At 62.6% G+C, this 14,801-nt stretch carries 15 protein-coding genes; 4 read left to right on the top strand and 11 right to left on the bottom strand.

The annotated features are described in order from the left end of the window. Positions 1 to 40: 40 nt before the first annotated feature. Complete coding sequence (locus SC1_RS12990) at positions 41 to 1,606, top strand: long-chain-fatty-acid--CoA ligase (protein WP_062182326.1); 1,566 nt, start codon at positions 41 to 43, stop codon at positions 1,604 to 1,606. Between the two features lie 691 nt (positions 1,607 to 2,297). Here SC1_RS12990 and SC1_RS12985 read toward each other — a convergent pair. The 7 genes from SC1_RS12985 to SC1_RS12955 are packed head-to-tail and all read right to left on the bottom strand — an operon-like array spanning position 2,298 to position 7,755. Next, positions 2,298 to 2,891: a VOC family protein gene (locus SC1_RS12985; protein ID WP_062184131.1), complete on the bottom strand. Its 594-nt coding sequence runs from the start codon at positions 2,889 to 2,891 to the stop codon at positions 2,298 to 2,300. A 19-nt stretch (positions 2,892 to 2,910) separates the two neighbouring features. Next, complete coding sequence (locus SC1_RS12980; RefSeq protein WP_062182324.1) at positions 2,911 to 3,528, bottom strand: glutathione S-transferase family protein; 618 nt, start codon at positions 3,526 to 3,528, stop codon at positions 2,911 to 2,913. 46 nt (positions 3,529 to 3,574) lie between these two features. After that, complete coding sequence (locus tag SC1_RS12975) at positions 3,575 to 4,501, bottom strand: SMP-30/gluconolactonase/LRE family protein (RefSeq protein WP_062182321.1); 927 nt, start codon at positions 4,499 to 4,501, stop codon at positions 3,575 to 3,577. An 11-nt stretch (positions 4,502 to 4,512) separates the two neighbouring features. After that, the gene (locus SC1_RS12970; protein WP_062182318.1) at positions 4,513 to 5,160 is read right to left on the bottom strand and encodes a carboxymuconolactone decarboxylase family protein; all 648 of its coding nucleotides are present in this window, start codon (positions 5,158 to 5,160) and stop codon (positions 4,513 to 4,515) included. A gap of 10 nt (positions 5,161 to 5,170) precedes the next feature. Then, on the bottom strand, positions 5,171 to 5,566 hold the full coding sequence (locus SC1_RS12965; protein ID WP_062182315.1) for a nuclear transport factor 2 family protein: 396 nt from the start codon (positions 5,564 to 5,566) through the stop codon (positions 5,171 to 5,173). Positions 5,567 to 5,575: 9 nt separating this feature from the next. After that, positions 5,576 to 6,463 (bottom strand): SDR family oxidoreductase, encoded by an 888-nt coding sequence (locus SC1_RS12960; protein ID WP_062182312.1) that lies wholly within the window; start codon positions 6,461 to 6,463, stop codon positions 5,576 to 5,578. Further along, positions 6,460 to 7,755 (bottom strand): MFS transporter, encoded by a 1,296-nt coding sequence (locus SC1_RS12955; protein WP_062182309.1) that lies wholly within the window; start codon positions 7,753 to 7,755, stop codon positions 6,460 to 6,462. The genes SC1_RS12960 and SC1_RS12955 overlap by 4 nt, the downstream gene beginning before the upstream one ends. A gap of 107 nt (positions 7,756 to 7,862) precedes the next feature. Between SC1_RS12955 and SC1_RS12950 the strand changes: the two genes are divergently transcribed. Continuing rightward, positions 7,863 to 8,630 (top strand): SDR family NAD(P)-dependent oxidoreductase, encoded by a 768-nt coding sequence (locus tag SC1_RS12950; protein WP_062182306.1) that lies wholly within the window; start codon positions 7,863 to 7,865, stop codon positions 8,628 to 8,630. A gap of 28 nt (positions 8,631 to 8,658) precedes the next feature. Here SC1_RS12950 and SC1_RS12945 read toward each other — a convergent pair whose 3' ends face one another. Genes SC1_RS12945 through SC1_RS12935 form a run of 3 tightly spaced genes read right to left on the bottom strand, consistent with a single transcriptional unit; the run spans position 8,659 to position 12,139 of the window. Beyond that, a complete protein-coding gene (locus tag SC1_RS12945; protein WP_062182303.1) occupies positions 8,659 to 9,369 on the bottom strand; it encodes a glutathione S-transferase N-terminal domain-containing protein in 711 nt (236 codons plus the stop codon). After that, entirely contained in the window at positions 9,366 to 9,863 is a 498-nt protein-coding gene (locus SC1_RS12940) for a nuclear transport factor 2 family protein (protein ID WP_062182301.1), read from the bottom strand. Before SC1_RS12940 ends, SC1_RS12945 begins: the two co-directional genes overlap by 4 nt. A gap of 11 nt (positions 9,864 to 9,874) precedes the next feature. Continuing rightward, on the bottom strand, positions 9,875 to 12,139 hold the full coding sequence (locus tag SC1_RS12935; RefSeq protein ID WP_152682389.1) for a TonB-dependent receptor: 2,265 nt from the start codon (positions 12,137 to 12,139) through the stop codon (positions 9,875 to 9,877). Positions 12,140 to 12,261: 122 nt separating this feature from the next. Here SC1_RS12935 and SC1_RS12930 point away from each other — a divergent pair, with 122 nt between their 5' ends. Next, a complete protein-coding gene (locus tag SC1_RS12930) occupies positions 12,262 to 12,768 on the top strand; it encodes a DUF3237 domain-containing protein (protein ID WP_062182295.1) in 507 nt (168 codons plus the stop codon). A 1-nt stretch (position 12,769) separates the two neighbouring features. Next, the gene (locus tag SC1_RS12925; protein ID WP_062182291.1) at positions 12,770 to 13,495 is read left to right on the top strand and encodes a glutathione binding-like protein; all 726 of its coding nucleotides are present in this window, start codon (positions 12,770 to 12,772) and stop codon (positions 13,493 to 13,495) included. A 599-nt stretch (positions 13,496 to 14,094) separates the two neighbouring features. On the opposite strand, the gene SC1_RS12920 is transcribed toward SC1_RS12925, so the two are convergent. Further along, positions 14,095 to 14,799, bottom strand: coding sequence for a glutathione S-transferase family protein (locus SC1_RS12920; RefSeq protein WP_062182288.1), 705 nt, complete (start codon positions 14,797 to 14,799; stop codon positions 14,095 to 14,097). Positions 14,800 to 14,801 lie beyond the last annotated feature (2 nt).

Genomic DNA, 14,801 nt, shown 5'->3' with positions numbered 1-14,801 from the left:
TCTATCTAATTCAAGTCGAAACGACGATTGGGAGAGCAAAATGATCGATCTGGAGGCCATCCGGACGTTGGCGGACATTCCCGCGGCGCAGGCACGCGTGCGGGGACAGGCGACCGCGGTGAAATTCGGGGAACGCGAGACGAGTTTCGCCGAACTCGATGCGCGGTCGAATCGTATTGCGCGCGCGTTGATCGCATCGGGCTTGGCGCCGGGCGACCGCGTCTCGGCGCTGACCAAGAACCACGATAGCTGGTATCCGCTCTTCTTCGGTTCCGCGCGCGCGCGCGCCTGTTTCGCACCGATCAACTGCCGCCTCGCGCCTGCCGAAATCGGCTTCATCCTGAGTGATGCCGGGCCGAAACTGCTTTTCGTCGGCGAGGATTTCTTCGACTGCGCGCTCGCGGCGATCGCCGATCTGGCCACACCGCCGCGCCTGATCGCGCTTTATGGCGAGCATCCGGCGTTCGAGCCGCTCGGCGCCTGGCTGGGCGCGGCGTCCGATGCGCCGCTGGCCGATCCGCCGCAGCTCACCGACGACGTGCTCCAGCTTTATACCAGCGGCACGACGGGTTTGCCCAAAGGGGTGGTGCTCACCAACGCCAATTACCGCACCTTCCTCGAAGCTGCGACCGAGGTCGACGGCTTTGCCTATGGCGAGGATGAGACGGTGATGATCGTCATGCCCTTGTTCCACGTTGCCGGCACGAACGTCAGCTTCTCGGGTCTTGCGCAAGGCGGACGTCTTGTCCTCGTCAAGGATTTCACCGCCGCCGATGCGGTACGCATGATGCGCGATGAGAATGTTGCGCACGCTTTCCTGGCGCCTGCGATGATCCAGATGATGCTGCTTCAGCCGACAGCGAACGACGGTGCCTATCCGCACCTCAAGTCGATCGCCTACGGCGCGTCGCCGATCGCCGAAGATGTATTGCGCCGCGCGCGTGCGACCTTCGGCTGCGATTTCGTGCAATTCTACGGCATGACCGAATCCGCCGGGGGCGGCTCATATCTCTCGCCAAGCGCGCATGACATGCCGGGCAAGCTTACGTCGTGCGGCAAACCTTGGCCCGGTGCCGCAATGGCGATCCTCGACGGCGAGGGCCGCGAACTGGGCGAAGGCGAGATCGGAGAGATCGCGATCCGTGGCGGCATCGTGATGAAGGGATATTGGAACCGCGCAAAGGCGACCGAAGAGACGCTGGCGGGCGGCTGGCTCCACACGGGCGACGTCGGCTATCGTGACGCCGACGGCTTCTACTATGTCCACGACCGCATCAAGGACATGATCGTGTCGGGCGGCGAGAATGTCTATCCGGCTGAGGTCGAGAGTGCGATCATGGGCTGTCCGGGCGTCGCCGACGTCGCGGTGATCGGCGTGCCCGACGACAAATGGGGCGAGGGCGTCAAGGCGCTGATCGTGCCCGCCGCGGGCGCAACACTCGATCCCGCTGATGTCGTGGCCTGGGCACGCGAGCGGATCGCGGCGTACAAGGTCCCGAAAAGCATCGAATTCATCGACGCGCTACCGCGCAACCCGTCGGGCAAGGTCCTCCGCCGTGAATTGCGCGCACCCTATTGGGAAGGACGCGACCGCGCTGTGGGATAGGGTGTTTCTGCTTTGGGGTGGTGAGCTGACATCCCGTCCCCCACGTCCGTCATCCCGGGCTTGACCCGGGATCCCGCTTTTTGACGCACTCACTGGCTTCGACCTCAAGCGGGACCCCGGGTCAAGCCCGGGGTGACGAAAAAGGATTGGTCGGCAACCGGTCGTTTCCCATTTGCGCACCCCGGCGAAGGCCGGGGCCCAGGGCTTCAGAGAGCCGACCTCTGCTCGTCGCGCTCTGGACCCCGGCCTTCGCCGGGGCACACATTACCGTCGTTAGTTTCCGGTCGTTCTTCGCTCTCGTCATCCTGGGCTTGACCCGGGATCCCGCTTTTTTGCGCGCGCTCCGGATCCGTCTCAAGCGGGACCCCGGATCAAGTCCGGGGTGACGAGGGTGGGGAGGTCCGCAATCGGTCGATTCCGGCCAGAACCTCGCCGGACAAAAAACGGCTTTCCTAATATATCGGGCGATGATCTACCCTCGTGGATGACCGCATCGTTTGCTTCGCAGAGCGCCCCTCCAACATCCCGCGACTGCCATCTCAAAACGACAAAGGAGACATTTCGGACGCGTACGTCCGTATCTTTTGTCGCCTTAACGCCGATAATCGACATCCCGACTCTCACCCAAAAAAGAACCCGGCCAAAAGCCGGGTCCAGGAGGAGTTCCCAATGGGTAATTGATTGGGAATGTCTATTCGGCGGGCACCGGCGTGCGGCCGACGATGAAGCCTTCGCGCTTCGTGCCGTCGGCCTGGACCGGATCGTGCGCCACGTCGCTTTCGTCGAACTCCTTCGTCCACGCCGCGAATTCGAGGCAGACACCGTCGGGGTCGAAGAAATAGACCGAGCGGACGAAGACGCCGGGATGCAATTCGGCCGAGGCCTGCATCGGGCTGTCGTCATGGTTCAGCACCGGGGTTACCTCGATGCCCTTCTCGATCAGGCGGTTGTAATATTCATCGAACTTGTCGGCGCGGACGTTGATCGCGATATGGTTCATCGAGCCGTGTGCCGAGACAAAGCTGCCCTGCGTCGGCAGCGCGGCGGGGGCCGAGATGCCGGGGACCGCTTCGGGCGCGTTCGGGAACCAGAAAAAGGCGAGGCTATCGCCATTGCCGATGTCGAAAAAGAAATGCTGGCCGCGACCGCCGGGCAGGTCGATCGTCTTGGTCAGCGGCATGCCCAGCTTGTCGCGGTAGAATTCGACCGTCCGCGCCATATCCTTGCACACCAGCGCGAGGTGGTTGACCCCGCAGAATTCGAATTCGTTATTTGCTGCAGCCATCATCCGTCTCCTTATGTCTTCAGTTCGAACTTACGCTGGGGCGACTTTTCATCCGCTCGTACCAACGCACAACATTGGTGCAGGCGGGGTCGATCGGCTGACCGACCGACGCGCCGAAATCGAGAAAGGCGAACAGCATGATGTCCGCGAGACTGAATGCGTCGCCTGCGATGAACTCGCGCCCCGCAATTTGTCCGTCCAGCCATTTGACCCCGTCCTGCGCGGTGGCTTTCAGCCCGGCGGCGGCTTCGGGCAGGCAGCGCAGCCGCGGCTCGAACAGCGGCAGCCCTTCGGCAAAGCGGAAGCCGTTGGTCAGCGGTTCGCAAATTTTGAGGTCGACGCGGCGCGTCCACATGCGCGTCGTCGCGCGCTCTTCGGGTGTCGAGCCGATCAGCGTCGGCTCGGGAAACCGCTCGTCGAGATATTCGCAGATCGCGGTCACTTCGCAGACGAAATGGCCGTCGTCGAGTTCGAGCGCCGGCGTTTGTCCGGCCGGATTCACATCGACATTATACGGCGCACGGCGGTTCTCGCCGCCGCGAAGGTCGATGCTGACCTCGGGGATTTCAATACCCTTTTCGGCCATGAAAAGCTTCACGACGCGCGGGTTCGGACCGACGCTATTATAGAATTTCATCCTATCCTCTCCCACGAGTCTTATCATTTTACGGCACAACCGTCAATTAAGTTGACGGTTGCTGTAGGCGGAGCCCGGAACGCGGCCAACGCATACGATAGAGCGTGCCGGTGGTCGAAGCGGTGATCCAGGCGTCGCGTCGGTCGGCACCGCCAAAAGCGATGTTGGTGATGCCAATGTCGGGAAGCGGCACAAACTCAGAACCGCCGCCATCGGGCTCGAAAATCGTGATCCCGCCCTCGACCATCGTGCCGACGCAGATCCGGCCACTGTCCTCGATTGCCATGCTGTCGAGCAGGCGAAAGGCGGGCGGGGTGCCGACGAAGCGGCCGGGTGCCCATGGTGCCGGCGGCGCCAGTTCGCCGGGCGCGACGACATCCATCGCCCAGATGCGGGCGGTCATTGTCTCGCTGACATAGAGCGTCTTGCCGCTGGGCGAGAGGCCGATGCCGTTCGGTCCCATCATGCCGGCCCGCTGGAGGCTGATTTTCGAGCCGTCGGCGGCCGCATAATATATCGCACCATGGTCGCGGCCGGCGTCGCGTACCTGTCCGTGATCGGTGAACCAGAAGCCGCCGGCGGCGTCGAAGACGATGTCGTTCGGTCCTTTGAGCCGCTCGCCCTCGAAGCCGTCATAGAGCGTCGTCGCCGAGCCGGTCGCGAGGTCGACGCGCTGGATCGACCCGCAAGGCTCGGCATGCGCGGCATGACCGGGAAAGAGCAGGCCGCCCGCCTCGGTCCACTGGAACCCGCCATTGTTGCAGACATAGGCGGCGCCGTCCGGGCCGATCGCCAGCCCATTCGGTCCTCCGCCGAGTTCGGCGACGACCGAGAGGCTGCCGTCGGGCGCGACGCGTGTCAGCGTGCCGCGCGCAATCTCGACGAGCAGCACCGAGCCGTCGGGCATCGGCACCGGGCCTTCGGGAAAGCGCAACCCCGTCGCGACGGCTTCGGGGGCGCCGTAACCGCTCATCCGTCCCTCGCTCAGCCCTGCGCCGGACGTGGCGCGCTGAGGAAGTCGGCGGCGCTGAAGCCTTCGGGCGCTGCCACCTCGACGATCGGGTCTTCGCGGGCGTCATATTCCATACGCAGCGCGCGGGTGATCACCGCATGCATGTCATAGAGGCAGGTGATGTAGGTGAATTCGAAAATCTGCTCGTCGTTCCAGAAGGTCTTGAGCTTGTCGAACACTTCGAGCGGGACGCGCCCGCCGGCCTGCGCGAGGCAGTCGGCATAAGCGAGGACGGTGCGTTCCTGTTCGTTATAGCAGTCCGCGACTTGCCAGTGAGCGATCGCGGCAATCTTCTCCTCGCTGACACCAAGGCCGCGAAGCGACTTGCAATGCTGTGAAAAGACGAACTGGCTGCCCTTGACCCAGCCGGCGCGCGTTTGGCCGAGCTCACGCAGAACCGGATCGATGGTGCGCGCGGGGTTGCGATAGACAGCGAAACCCTTGACCGCATGTTCGAAGATGTCGGGGGACAGCGCGAACACCGTCCACCAATCGCCGGGCGTACCGGTTGCAGTGCCGGGCTCGGCGACGGGATCGCGCTCGCCGAACAGGCGGTTGTAATAGGCTAGGACGGTCTCGTCGGTGACTTCCGAGCGGGGAACCTGACGCAGGACGGGCATGATTTACTCCTCAGGCGTTCGCAAATTTGCGGAATTCGGCGACGTGCGCGCTATCGAAATACTCATCGAGCCGCGTGATCTTGCCATTTTCCACCTTGCACACGATCGCGCAGGGCAGGCGGACGGGGCCGTCGTCGTGGACGCGCACGCCCTTCAACACATGCTGCTGCACAAAGCCGCCGGGGAAAGTGGTCAGCCGGCGGTCGGCATATTCGCGGTCCTTGATCCGCGCGACCATGCCGGTCAGCGTCTGTGCGGTCTGCGCGGGGGTGACGATCAGCTCGTCGGTGTTGTGCCAGATCTCGGCGTCGGGCGTGAAGCTGTTCTGCATCGTTTCGATGTCACCTGCCTCGATCGCGTCGAAGAAGCGCTGCGCCATCGCGCGAATGTCATCCTGCTCTGCCATGTCTTTCTCCTATTTCTTCGCGCCGAACATGCGACCGCCATTGGCGGCGATCAGCCCGTCGATATCGTCGCCTTTGTATGCAGGATCGGCCGAGGAGCCGAAGGAGGACAGCATGTCCTGCGTCACCAACTCGGCCATGGCCTTCCATTCGGGGTGCGTGAAAATCCAATATTCGCCGGCCTCAATCGCCTGAACGACACGCGCGCCGATCTTGTCGGGCGACATGCCGCCCGCGAGCACACCCTGCATCGCCTGGCTAGTCGCCGCTGCCTTGCCGACCTCGACCTCGACGGGGCGTAAGTCGCGCGTCGTCTCGACTATCCGCGTCGCCGACATGCCGGGCATCAGCACCGAGATGTCGACACAGCTTTCAGCGAGTTCGTTGCGCAGCGCCATCGCGATGCCGAGCGTTGCATATTTGGAGCTGATATAAGCGACCGAAATCGGTGGCGGCACGATCGCCACCATCGAGCTGGTAAGGACGAGGTGGCCCGGCTCGCCACTCGCTTTCATGTCACCCAGAAAGGTGCGGCAGGCATAGAGATGCGCATGTGCGTTAACCGCATAATTCCAGCGCCAGACGTCGGTGTCATATTGCTCGAACGGCCCTGATCCGCCGCCGACGCCGGCGTTGCTGAACAGGATACGGACTGGGCCGAATGCCTGTGCTTTCGCGCCAGCCTCGGCCCAGCTCTCCTCACTTGTCACATCGAGCTGCAGGCCGAGCGCGTTCGCGCCCTCGCTGCGCAGCGACGCAGCCGCATTTTCGGCACCCGCCGCGTCGATATCGGCAAGGATCACCGATGCCCCCTTGGCGGCGAGTGCCCGGGCGGTGGCGAGCCCGAGCCCGCTCGCGCCGCCAGTGATGAAAGCGGTCTTGCCCGCGACGTCGGTCATTCAGCGAAATCCTTTTCGAGATAGCGCGTCATTCGGAACTGGGCGATGCCCGCGGCAGCGGCGAAGGGCATCAGCGCCATCAGCGCCCACCGAAGGCTGCCGTCGCCATATTCGGGCTTCAGGCTGTCGCTGACGATCCCGGCGAACAGCGGGCCGAGGCCGAGGCCGATGATGTTGAACATCAGCATCAGCACCGCCGCGGCGGTCGCGCGGCTTCGTGGCGGCGTCAAATTCTGCACCAGCGCGAGCGCGGGCGCGACATAGGCGGTGCATGCCGCCATCGGGATCAGCATCAGCGCGAGCGAGAGCTGCCATGTGTCGACAAGCAATGCGGCGATGAAGGTCGGGATCAGCACAGCGGTCGCGAGCGCCGGGATGGTGCCATAAGCGCGCGCCGATACTTTCGCACGGTGGCTGACAAGCCAGCCGCCCCCGAGAATGCCGATGCCAAAGGTGATGCCTGCGGCGGGACCGAAATAGGTCGCCATGGCGTCGAGCGGCATCTTTTGCGTCCGCATCAGGAACGCCGGAATCCAGTTGAGCATGCCATAGCTGGTGAAGGCGGCAAGACCGCTGCCGATCATCACCATGCGCAGCGACGGGCGGCGCCAGAACATCGCGAGGCTCTGGCTGAAGGGCAGGGCTTCGTCGGCCGCCTTTTGGGCATCCATCTGCCCGCGCGCGGGCTCGCGGACCAGCCAGATAAGGATTGGGGCGACGATGACGCCGACGACACCGATCATTATGAAAGCATTGCGCCAACCGATATTGGCGGCCGCCCACGCGCCGAAGGTCGCGCCGACGAAAACCCCGAACGGGCCGTTGAGCGTGAACAGTCCGATTGCCAGCGGGCGCCGCGCGGGGGGGTAATAGTCGGCAATCACCGACAGCGACGGCGCGGTACCGCCCGCTTCGCCCGCACCCACGCCAAAGCGCATCAGCGCGAGCTGCCAGAAGTTCGACGCCATGCCGCACGCCGCGGTAAAGCCGCTCCAAACGATACAGGCGATGCCGATCAGCTTCACGCGATTCCAGCGGTCGGCGATCATAGCGACGGGCACGCCCATCGCGGCATAGAAAAGCGCGAAGGCCAGCCCGGTGAGAAGCCCAAACTGCGTGTCGCTGAAATCCATGTCGGCACGGATCGGCTCGACGAGTACCGACAAGAGCTGGCGGTCGACGAAGTTGATCGTGCCGACCACGAACAGCATCGCGAGCGCGACGTTGCGACGCAGCGCGAGGCCGCTGTCGGACGCGGCGGCGCCTCCATTGAGGGCGGTGGCGTCTGTCATAACTCTCCCCAGATATGCGCGAGTCTTCCCGGCCAAAAATACTTAGGTATTTAAGTTTATCTGTCAATGTGCTTTACGGTAGCCCGATAAGAAGCGGGAGAGAAGAGATGGATATCAACGGCAAACGCGCCATTGTGACGGGTTCGGCGGGCGGCATCGGCCGCGCAACCGCGGCGATGCTCGCGGCGCGCGGTGCGGCAGAGATCGCGCTCGTCGACGTCAATGAAGCGGGGCTTGCAGAGACGGCGCGGCTGGTCGAAGCCCAGGGCGCAAAGGCGAGCTTCCACCCGCTCGACCTCTCCGACATTGCTGCGACCGAAGCCTGGTTCAGCGCGCATGGCGACGTCGACATTCTTCACAACAACGCGGGCGTTGTGTCGGGATTGCCGCAATTTCCCGATGTCGATGCCGCGCGCATCCGCTGGATCATCGACGTCAATATTACCTCGCTCGTGACGGCGACGCAGATTGCCGTGCAAGCTATGAAGAAACGCGGGGGCGGGGTGATCGTCAACACGGTGTCGACGGTCGCGCTGGGCACCGGATTCTATGACGCCATGTATGCGACGACGAAGGCCGCAGTGATGATGTTCACGCGCTGCTGCGCGCCGCTGAAGGATGAGTGCAATGTCCGCGTCGCGGGGATGTTGCCGGGGCTGGTCGACACGCCGATCCTCGACACGACGGGTGCTGGCGGCAAGTCCGAATGGATGAAGACCGTGCTGGCGAACAATGAGGCGTGCAAGCCCGAAGATATTGCGCGTGGCGTGGTGACGCTGATCGAGGATGACAATCTGGCGGGCGGCGACTGGGTCGCTGTGCGGCGGCTGGACGGCAAGATCGAATATCAGTGGGGGCGCGCCGATACGGTGTGAACCGCTGCGACGATCGAGAGGGGGGAGGTCAGCGCGCCGGCGCCTGAAGCATGTTCTTCCCGAACAAATTCGACCATTGTTCCTCGGTTAGCACTGGGCGCGCACTCGAGAGATTTGCTGCATTCTTGACGTCGGTCCCTGCTGTCACCGCGGGTCGCTCGCCGATCCGCGCGAACCAGTCCGCGACTGCGGGATAGTCGTCGAGCGTCAGCCCGATCGCACGGATCGCGCGCGTCCACGGCCACGCCGCAATGTCGGCTATCGAATATTCCTCGGCCAGATATTCAGCTTCGCTCAGCCGCCCGTTGAGCACATGGAGCAGGCGGAGCGTCTCGTTGCGATAGCGTTCGACCGGATAGGTCTGGCCTTCGGGAGCGTAACGGATGAAGTGATGCGCCTGGCCCTGCATCGGGCCGAAACTTGCCATCTGCCACATCAGCCATTGCTGAGCCTGACTGCGCCTGCGCGGGTTTTCGGGCAGCAATTGTCCGCTCTTCTCGGCCAGATACAGAAGGATCGCGCCGCTCTCGAACACTGGCAGTGGGGCGCCGCCGCCCATGGGGTCATGGTCGACGATCGCTGGCAGGCGGCCGTTCGGGTTGATCCGGCGATATTCGGGGGTCAGATGGTCGCCCTCGAGCATGTTCATTGCGATGAGTTGGTGCGGCAGCCCGACCTCTTCGAGCATGATCGAAACCTTGTGGCCGTTCGGCGTCGGCGTGAAATAGACGTCGATCATGCGGAATTTCCTTCGGCGAAAATGGCGCGCGCGGCGGCGAACGCGGCTTCGAATGCCTCTTTCCCGGCTGGATAGGCGACGACGGTGAGCGTTACCCCCGCAATTTTCCACCCGCCTTGCCGGACCAGTTGGTGCGTGTAGCGGCCGATGAGGTCGCCGAGCAGCGCCCGGTCCTCGACGCCGACGACATGGACGGCATCGACGATGCTCGTCACAGTCGCACGGTCGCCTTCGATCGTCGCAATGATGTTGTGGAGTTGATGCGCGGTCGCGTCGAAGCCTTCGAGCGCCCGGCAACGGTTCGTCCAATCGTCGGCCGCGACGGTCGCGACGAGTGAGCCGATCGAGCCATAGTCGATCGCGATTTCGTCGGTGAACAGCGCGCGATAGGCATGCCAGTCGCGCGCATCGAGCGCCGTCGTATAACGGGTCACGGCCGCGGCTGCCGCTTCCCTGTCGAGGAGAGCGTCAACCGCGGCCGATCCCTGGGACATCGGGTTCGAACCTAGAACTTGATCCCGGCCTCGACCGAAATGTTGCGCGTGGGTTCGAGGTAAAGGATCGCGCGCGGTGTCGCGGTGATCGGCGAAGGCAGGTTGAAGGCGCTGCCGATCGTCTTTTCGTTCGTCAGATTCTTGCCGACGAGCGCGACGTGCCAGCTGTCATCCTGGTCAGCAAGCTGGACGCGAAGGTCGAGCTTCGCATAGCCGCGCTGGACGCCGAAGATCGGGCTCTGATTGTCCGAGTTGAAATATTTCGACCGCGCCGATGCGACACCGGTGATGTCGAATTTCAGATCGCTCGACAGGTCGAACCGAGCGTGCGCCGTGACGCTGCCGGTGTATTTCGACGAGTAAGCGACGGGATAACCAGCCAGATTATTGTTCGCGACGTGGTTCGGTTGCGTCCGATCGGTCTGTGCGGGATTGCAAACCGACAACGGCTGGCTGGCGAGGCAGGCGGCGCCGGGATAATTGTCATATTTGATATCCGAATAGGCGGCCGACGCGCTGATATCGAAATTGGGGATCGGGAAGATGCTGAGCGACCCTTCGAGACCCTTCGACGTTGCTGCGGCGGCATTCCCGGTCAGATAGCTCGAGATTGCGGGCTGATACACGGAAACCTGTAGGTCCTTGAACTTCGTGTGATAGGCTGAGAGGTTCGCGACGACTTTGCCGTCGAACAGCGTCGACTTGATGCCGGCCTCGAAGTTCTCCGACCGTTCGGGCTCAAAGGTGAATGTCGCGCTTGTCGTACCGAGCGTGTTTGAGACGAAGCCACCCGACTTCGAACCGCGACCCCACGTCGCATAGACCATGATGCGCGGCGCGATATCATATTGCAGCGTCACCGAGGGATCGACATTGCCTTCGCTGATCGAGCCCGTCGCGCTCGAAATCGGACGAAGTGCAAAGGGGCCATAGACCAGTCGCGACGCGAAATCGCCGTCCTTCTTGGTGTGACTGTAACGCAGGCTGCCGATGGCGCGGAACGCATCGCTGATGTTGAACGTCGCCTGGCCGAACACCGACCAGGATTCGGCCTTCTGCCGGAACAGACTGTCGATGCGGCCGAAATAGTTCAGGCTGGCGATGTTGAAGCCCTGAAACTGCTCCAGTGTGTAATCCGACTTGTCATAATAGGCGCCCGCGATGAACTCGAAGGTCTTGCCCGTGGGCGACAGGATGCGAATTTCCTGCGAAATCTGGTCAAAGCGTTCGGGGAAGGCGTTATATACCGAGTTCGGAACGAACGCGCCGCCGCTGTTCGGGATCGTCTGGTCAAACCCGTTGACGATCTTCGACTTGAACCAGCTATATCCGGTGACCGACGTCAGCGTGAAGTCGCCGAGCGCGAGGTTGCCGACGCCCGAGATCATCACCGACTTGTTGTCGTTGCCTTCGTCGCCGAGCGCCGAGCGCTCGAGATAACGCGTGGTCTGCGGGTCCTGACCGCTGGTCAGCGGGCTCGACACGGTTATGCCGCCGATGACTTCACGATTTCCGTACTCGACCTTCGCGGTGTAATCGAAATTGGCCGACGGTTCCCACTTCACAGTGAGGCGCAGCAACTGCGACTTGATTTCGGGATCGTCGTGATCGGTGGCGCGGTTATAGATATAGCCGTCCTGATTGACGATCTTGTACGCAAAGCGCGCGCCCAGCGTGTCGGTGATCGGTCCCGACAGATAGCCCGAGAAATCGGTGCCCTTATGGTCGAAGTTGTAAAGGCCGGTGATCGCGCCTTCGAACTCCTTCGTCGGCCCCGCCGACACGACGCTGACCGCACCCGCCGCGGTGTTCTTGCCGAAGAGCGCGCCCTGCGGTCCGCGCAGCACTTCGACGCGTGCGAGGTCGAAAAAGGGCGCCTGCGCCTGACGGTTGCGGCCGGCATAGATGCCGTCGACATAGAGCGAGACCGACTGGTCGAACGCGAAGTTCGCCGGCGGCGAACCGAAACCACGGATATAGATAACGTCGTTGCCCGCAGTCGACTGGACGAAGACGTTCGGCGTGTAATTCATCACCGCCTTGATATCGCTGGTGTTGAATTCGGCGAGCTTGGCGCCGCTGACGACTTCCATCGAAATCGGCACATTCTGCAGATTCTGCTCGCGCTTTTGGGCAGTGACGATGATTTCGTTGCTATTGCTGTCGTCGACACCCGCCGTGTCGGCTGGGGCGGCCTGCGCCATTGCCGGTGCGGCATTGGCAAGCATCGCGATCGCGGCAACGCCGGACAGCAGGAACTGGTTATGCGCCTTCATCTTCACCCTCCCATAGAGCTTGTTGTTGCGGTCCCGGAATGGCTTCCGATCCGTCAATCTGATTGACCCTTAGTATACTAATGGTTTTATGCTTGTCCATAGGCTGGAAGAGGATTCGCATCATGAACGAAGAAAATCCGCAAAGCGCGCCGGTGTCGCTGGCGACGCGTTATCTGTGCACTGTCGAGTTCGAGGTCGGGGGCGGGATCATCGGGATCGGCGCGTCGCCTTTCGGCGACCAGCGACTCGGCTACATCAGCGGGGGGAGATTTTTCGGCCCACGTATCAACGGTATAGTGCTGCCCGGTGGCGGGAACTGGTCGCGCAGCGGGCGGCTCGGCGACAGCGCATCGGTCGGTACCTTCGACGCCCGCGCGGTGTGGCAGGCCGACGACGGCGACCTCATCTATCTGAGCTACACCGGTCGCAACATCATTCCCGACGAGGTGCGCGCGACCTTCGTCGATCCCGCCGTCCCCGACGCTGATCCGTCGCGCTATTATCTGCGAATCGCACCGGTGTTCGAAACCGCGAGCGCGAAATATGGCTGGCTCAACGGTGTGCTCGCGGTCGGGGTGGGCGAGCGCACTGATTTTGGCGTCCGCCATGTCATCCATGAGGTGCTTTGAGATGATCGATCTCCATTATTCCGCGACTCCGAACGGGCAAAAGATCGCAATCATGCTCGAGGAAATTGGCGAGCCCTATCGCGTCATCGCTTATGACATCTTCGAGGGTGACCAGTTGACGGCGGAGTTCGGACGCATCAACCCGAACCACAAGCTGCCAGCCATCGTTGACGATGCGCCGATGGAGGGCGGAGTCCCGGTCGCCGTCTTCGAGTCCGGCGCCATTCTTCAATATCTGGCCGAAAAGAGCGGGCGTTTTCTGCACACGTCGGGTGCCGCGCGCGCCGCTACCCTGTCGTGGCTGACCTGGCAGGTTGCGGGGCTGGGGCCGATGGGCGGCCAGGCGAGCCATTTCCTCCGCTATGCGCCGGCCGGGCAGGATTATGCTGTCGAGCGCTATACGAAAGAGCTCACGCGCCTGCTCACCGTGCTGGAAAAGCGGCTTGAGAAGAGCGCCTATGTTGCGGGCGACGATTATAGCATCGCCGACATGGCGATCTGGCCCGGCCGCGCGTCGGCATTCGTGATGGGCATGGGGCTCGACGAATGGCCTGCTATGCATGGCTGGTTCGAACGGATCCGCGAACGCCCGGCAGTTGCTCGCGCCATGGCGCGCGAGGATCTGAAGGCCCCGGCCAAATATGTCGGGCGACACCAAAAGCTGGACGACAAGGAATGGTCGAACATGTTCGGCAACGCGAACCACGCAGCGGTGAGGGGCGATTGAGGCCAAGCCCGAGATGACGAAAGGCGGGAAACGGCCTTAACAGGTGGTGGACGGCGGAGGGGCGCTCTGCGGGACGATCGATGCGGTCTCCATAAGGGTAGATCATCGCTGGATTTAGTAGGAAGGCGGTTTTTGTCGTGCGAGGTTCTGGCAGCTTTCGACCGATTGCTGCCCTCTCCATCATCGTCACCCCGGACTTGATCCGGGGTCCCGCTATTTCGTGAAGCGTGCCGGTGCCGTCAAAAAGCGGGATCCCGGATCAAGTCCGGGATGACGAAGGAAAATCGGGCAACGTCCGCTCACCACCCCAAAACAGACATCGCCTTCAAATTAGGTCTTTCCTACATTATCCGGCTGTGCCAGCCTTCATCCGGCTCTTTCATTCGGTGAACAAAAAGGTGGTCGCTGCCTGGCTTACGGGTACGACCACGATCGGACGTGCCGCGCACATCCAGCACCCCGCGACTTTCAAATCGGCGCGCTCATCGGACTGAACTTTCCTGAACTTTGAAATATTGCGCGGTCCTTGCGCCGTTCCGATCCCGGATCCAGCCGGGGATGTCCAAAGAGGGCAACGACAGCCCACCTTGCCGCCGGTCTTAGCGCTTCGCGTGCTGGCGGTCGCCCCACAGGATCGCGCGATGTTCGTCGGTGAAGCCCGTCAATCCGCCTTCGATTGTCTCGGCGCGCGCGACGCCTGCTTTCATCCCCTCAGCAACCGCGGGGCGTGCAAGCATCGCCGCCCCCCAGCGGTCGACATTGGGGAAACGCCCGGCCTTTTCGATGAGCTGGCGGCGAAGATAGGGCAGGGTTGCCATATCGGCGATCGTGTAATCTTCGCCCGCCAGCCACTCGGTTTCGCCGAGGCGCTTGTCGATTACCATCATCAGCCGGTCGACCTCGCGGCTGTATCGCCCGATCGCATATTCGTGCCGATCCTTGGCATAATGGGTAAAATGCGCTTCCTGTCCGAACATAGGGCCGACGCCCGACACCTGGAACATCAGCCATTGCCAGCAGATCGCACGCTTCACCGGATCGGTAGGCATGAAGCACCCGGTCTTTTCCGCGAGATAGAGAAGGATCGCGCCTGTTTCCCAGAGCGTAAAAGGCACGCCATTTGGGCCATGCTCGTCGACGATCACAGGAGTCTTGTTGTTCGGGTTGAGCGCGAGAAATTCCGGCGTGAGCTGATCGCCCGCGAGGATGTCGATATATTCGAGCCGCCATTCGAGGCCCATTTCGAGCAGCGCGATCGCGATTTTGCGCGCATTGGGGGTCGGGCCGCCATAGAGGGTGATCATCG

Origin of the sequence: Sphingopyxis sp. C-1 (assembly GCF_001047015.1) — a bacterium.
Classification (GTDB): domain Bacteria; phylum Pseudomonadota; class Alphaproteobacteria; order Sphingomonadales; family Sphingomonadaceae; genus Sphingopyxis.
This window is presented reverse-complemented; position numbering and strand designations above follow the sequence as displayed.

Excerpts from the sequence above, each read along its gene's own strand:
- SC1_RS12990 (WP_062182326.1), top strand. The coding sequence starts at position 41 with ATGATCGATCTGGAGGCCATCCGGACGTTGGCGGACATTCCCGCGGCG.
- SC1_RS12985 (WP_062184131.1), bottom strand. The coding sequence starts at position 2,891 with ATGGCTGCAGCAAATAACGAATTCGAATTCTGCGGGGTCAACCACCTC.
- SC1_RS12980 (WP_062182324.1), bottom strand. The coding sequence starts at position 3,528 with ATGAAATTCTATAATAGCGTCGGTCCGAACCCGCGCGTCGTGAAGCTT.
- SC1_RS12975 (WP_062182321.1), bottom strand. The coding sequence starts at position 4,501 with ATGAGCGGTTACGGCGCCCCCGAAGCCGTCGCGACGGGGTTGCGCTTT.
- SC1_RS12970 (WP_062182318.1), bottom strand. The coding sequence starts at position 5,160 with ATGCCCGTCCTGCGTCAGGTTCCCCGCTCGGAAGTCACCGACGAGACC.
- SC1_RS12965 (WP_062182315.1), bottom strand. The coding sequence starts at position 5,566 with ATGGCAGAGCAGGATGACATTCGCGCGATGGCGCAGCGCTTCTTCGAC.
- SC1_RS12960 (WP_062182312.1), bottom strand. The coding sequence starts at position 6,463 with ATGACCGACGTCGCGGGCAAGACCGCTTTCATCACTGGCGGCGCGAGC.
- SC1_RS12955 (WP_062182309.1), bottom strand. The coding sequence starts at position 7,755 with ATGACAGACGCCACCGCCCTCAATGGAGGCGCCGCCGCGTCCGACAGC.
- SC1_RS12950 (WP_062182306.1), top strand. The coding sequence starts at position 7,863 with ATGGATATCAACGGCAAACGCGCCATTGTGACGGGTTCGGCGGGCGGC.
- SC1_RS12945 (WP_062182303.1), bottom strand. The coding sequence starts at position 9,369 with ATGATCGACGTCTATTTCACGCCGACGCCGAACGGCCACAAGGTTTCG.
- SC1_RS12940 (WP_062182301.1), bottom strand. The coding sequence starts at position 9,863 with ATGTCCCAGGGATCGGCCGCGGTTGACGCTCTCCTCGACAGGGAAGCG.
- SC1_RS12935 (WP_152682389.1), bottom strand. The coding sequence starts at position 12,139 with ATGAAGGCGCATAACCAGTTCCTGCTGTCCGGCGTTGCCGCGATCGCG.
- SC1_RS12930 (WP_062182295.1), top strand. The coding sequence starts at position 12,262 with ATGAACGAAGAAAATCCGCAAAGCGCGCCGGTGTCGCTGGCGACGCGT.
- SC1_RS12925 (WP_062182291.1), top strand. The coding sequence starts at position 12,770 with ATGATCGATCTCCATTATTCCGCGACTCCGAACGGGCAAAAGATCGCA.
- SC1_RS12920 (WP_062182288.1), bottom strand. The coding sequence starts at position 14,799 with ATGATCACCCTCTATGGCGGCCCGACCCCCAATGCGCGCAAAATCGCG.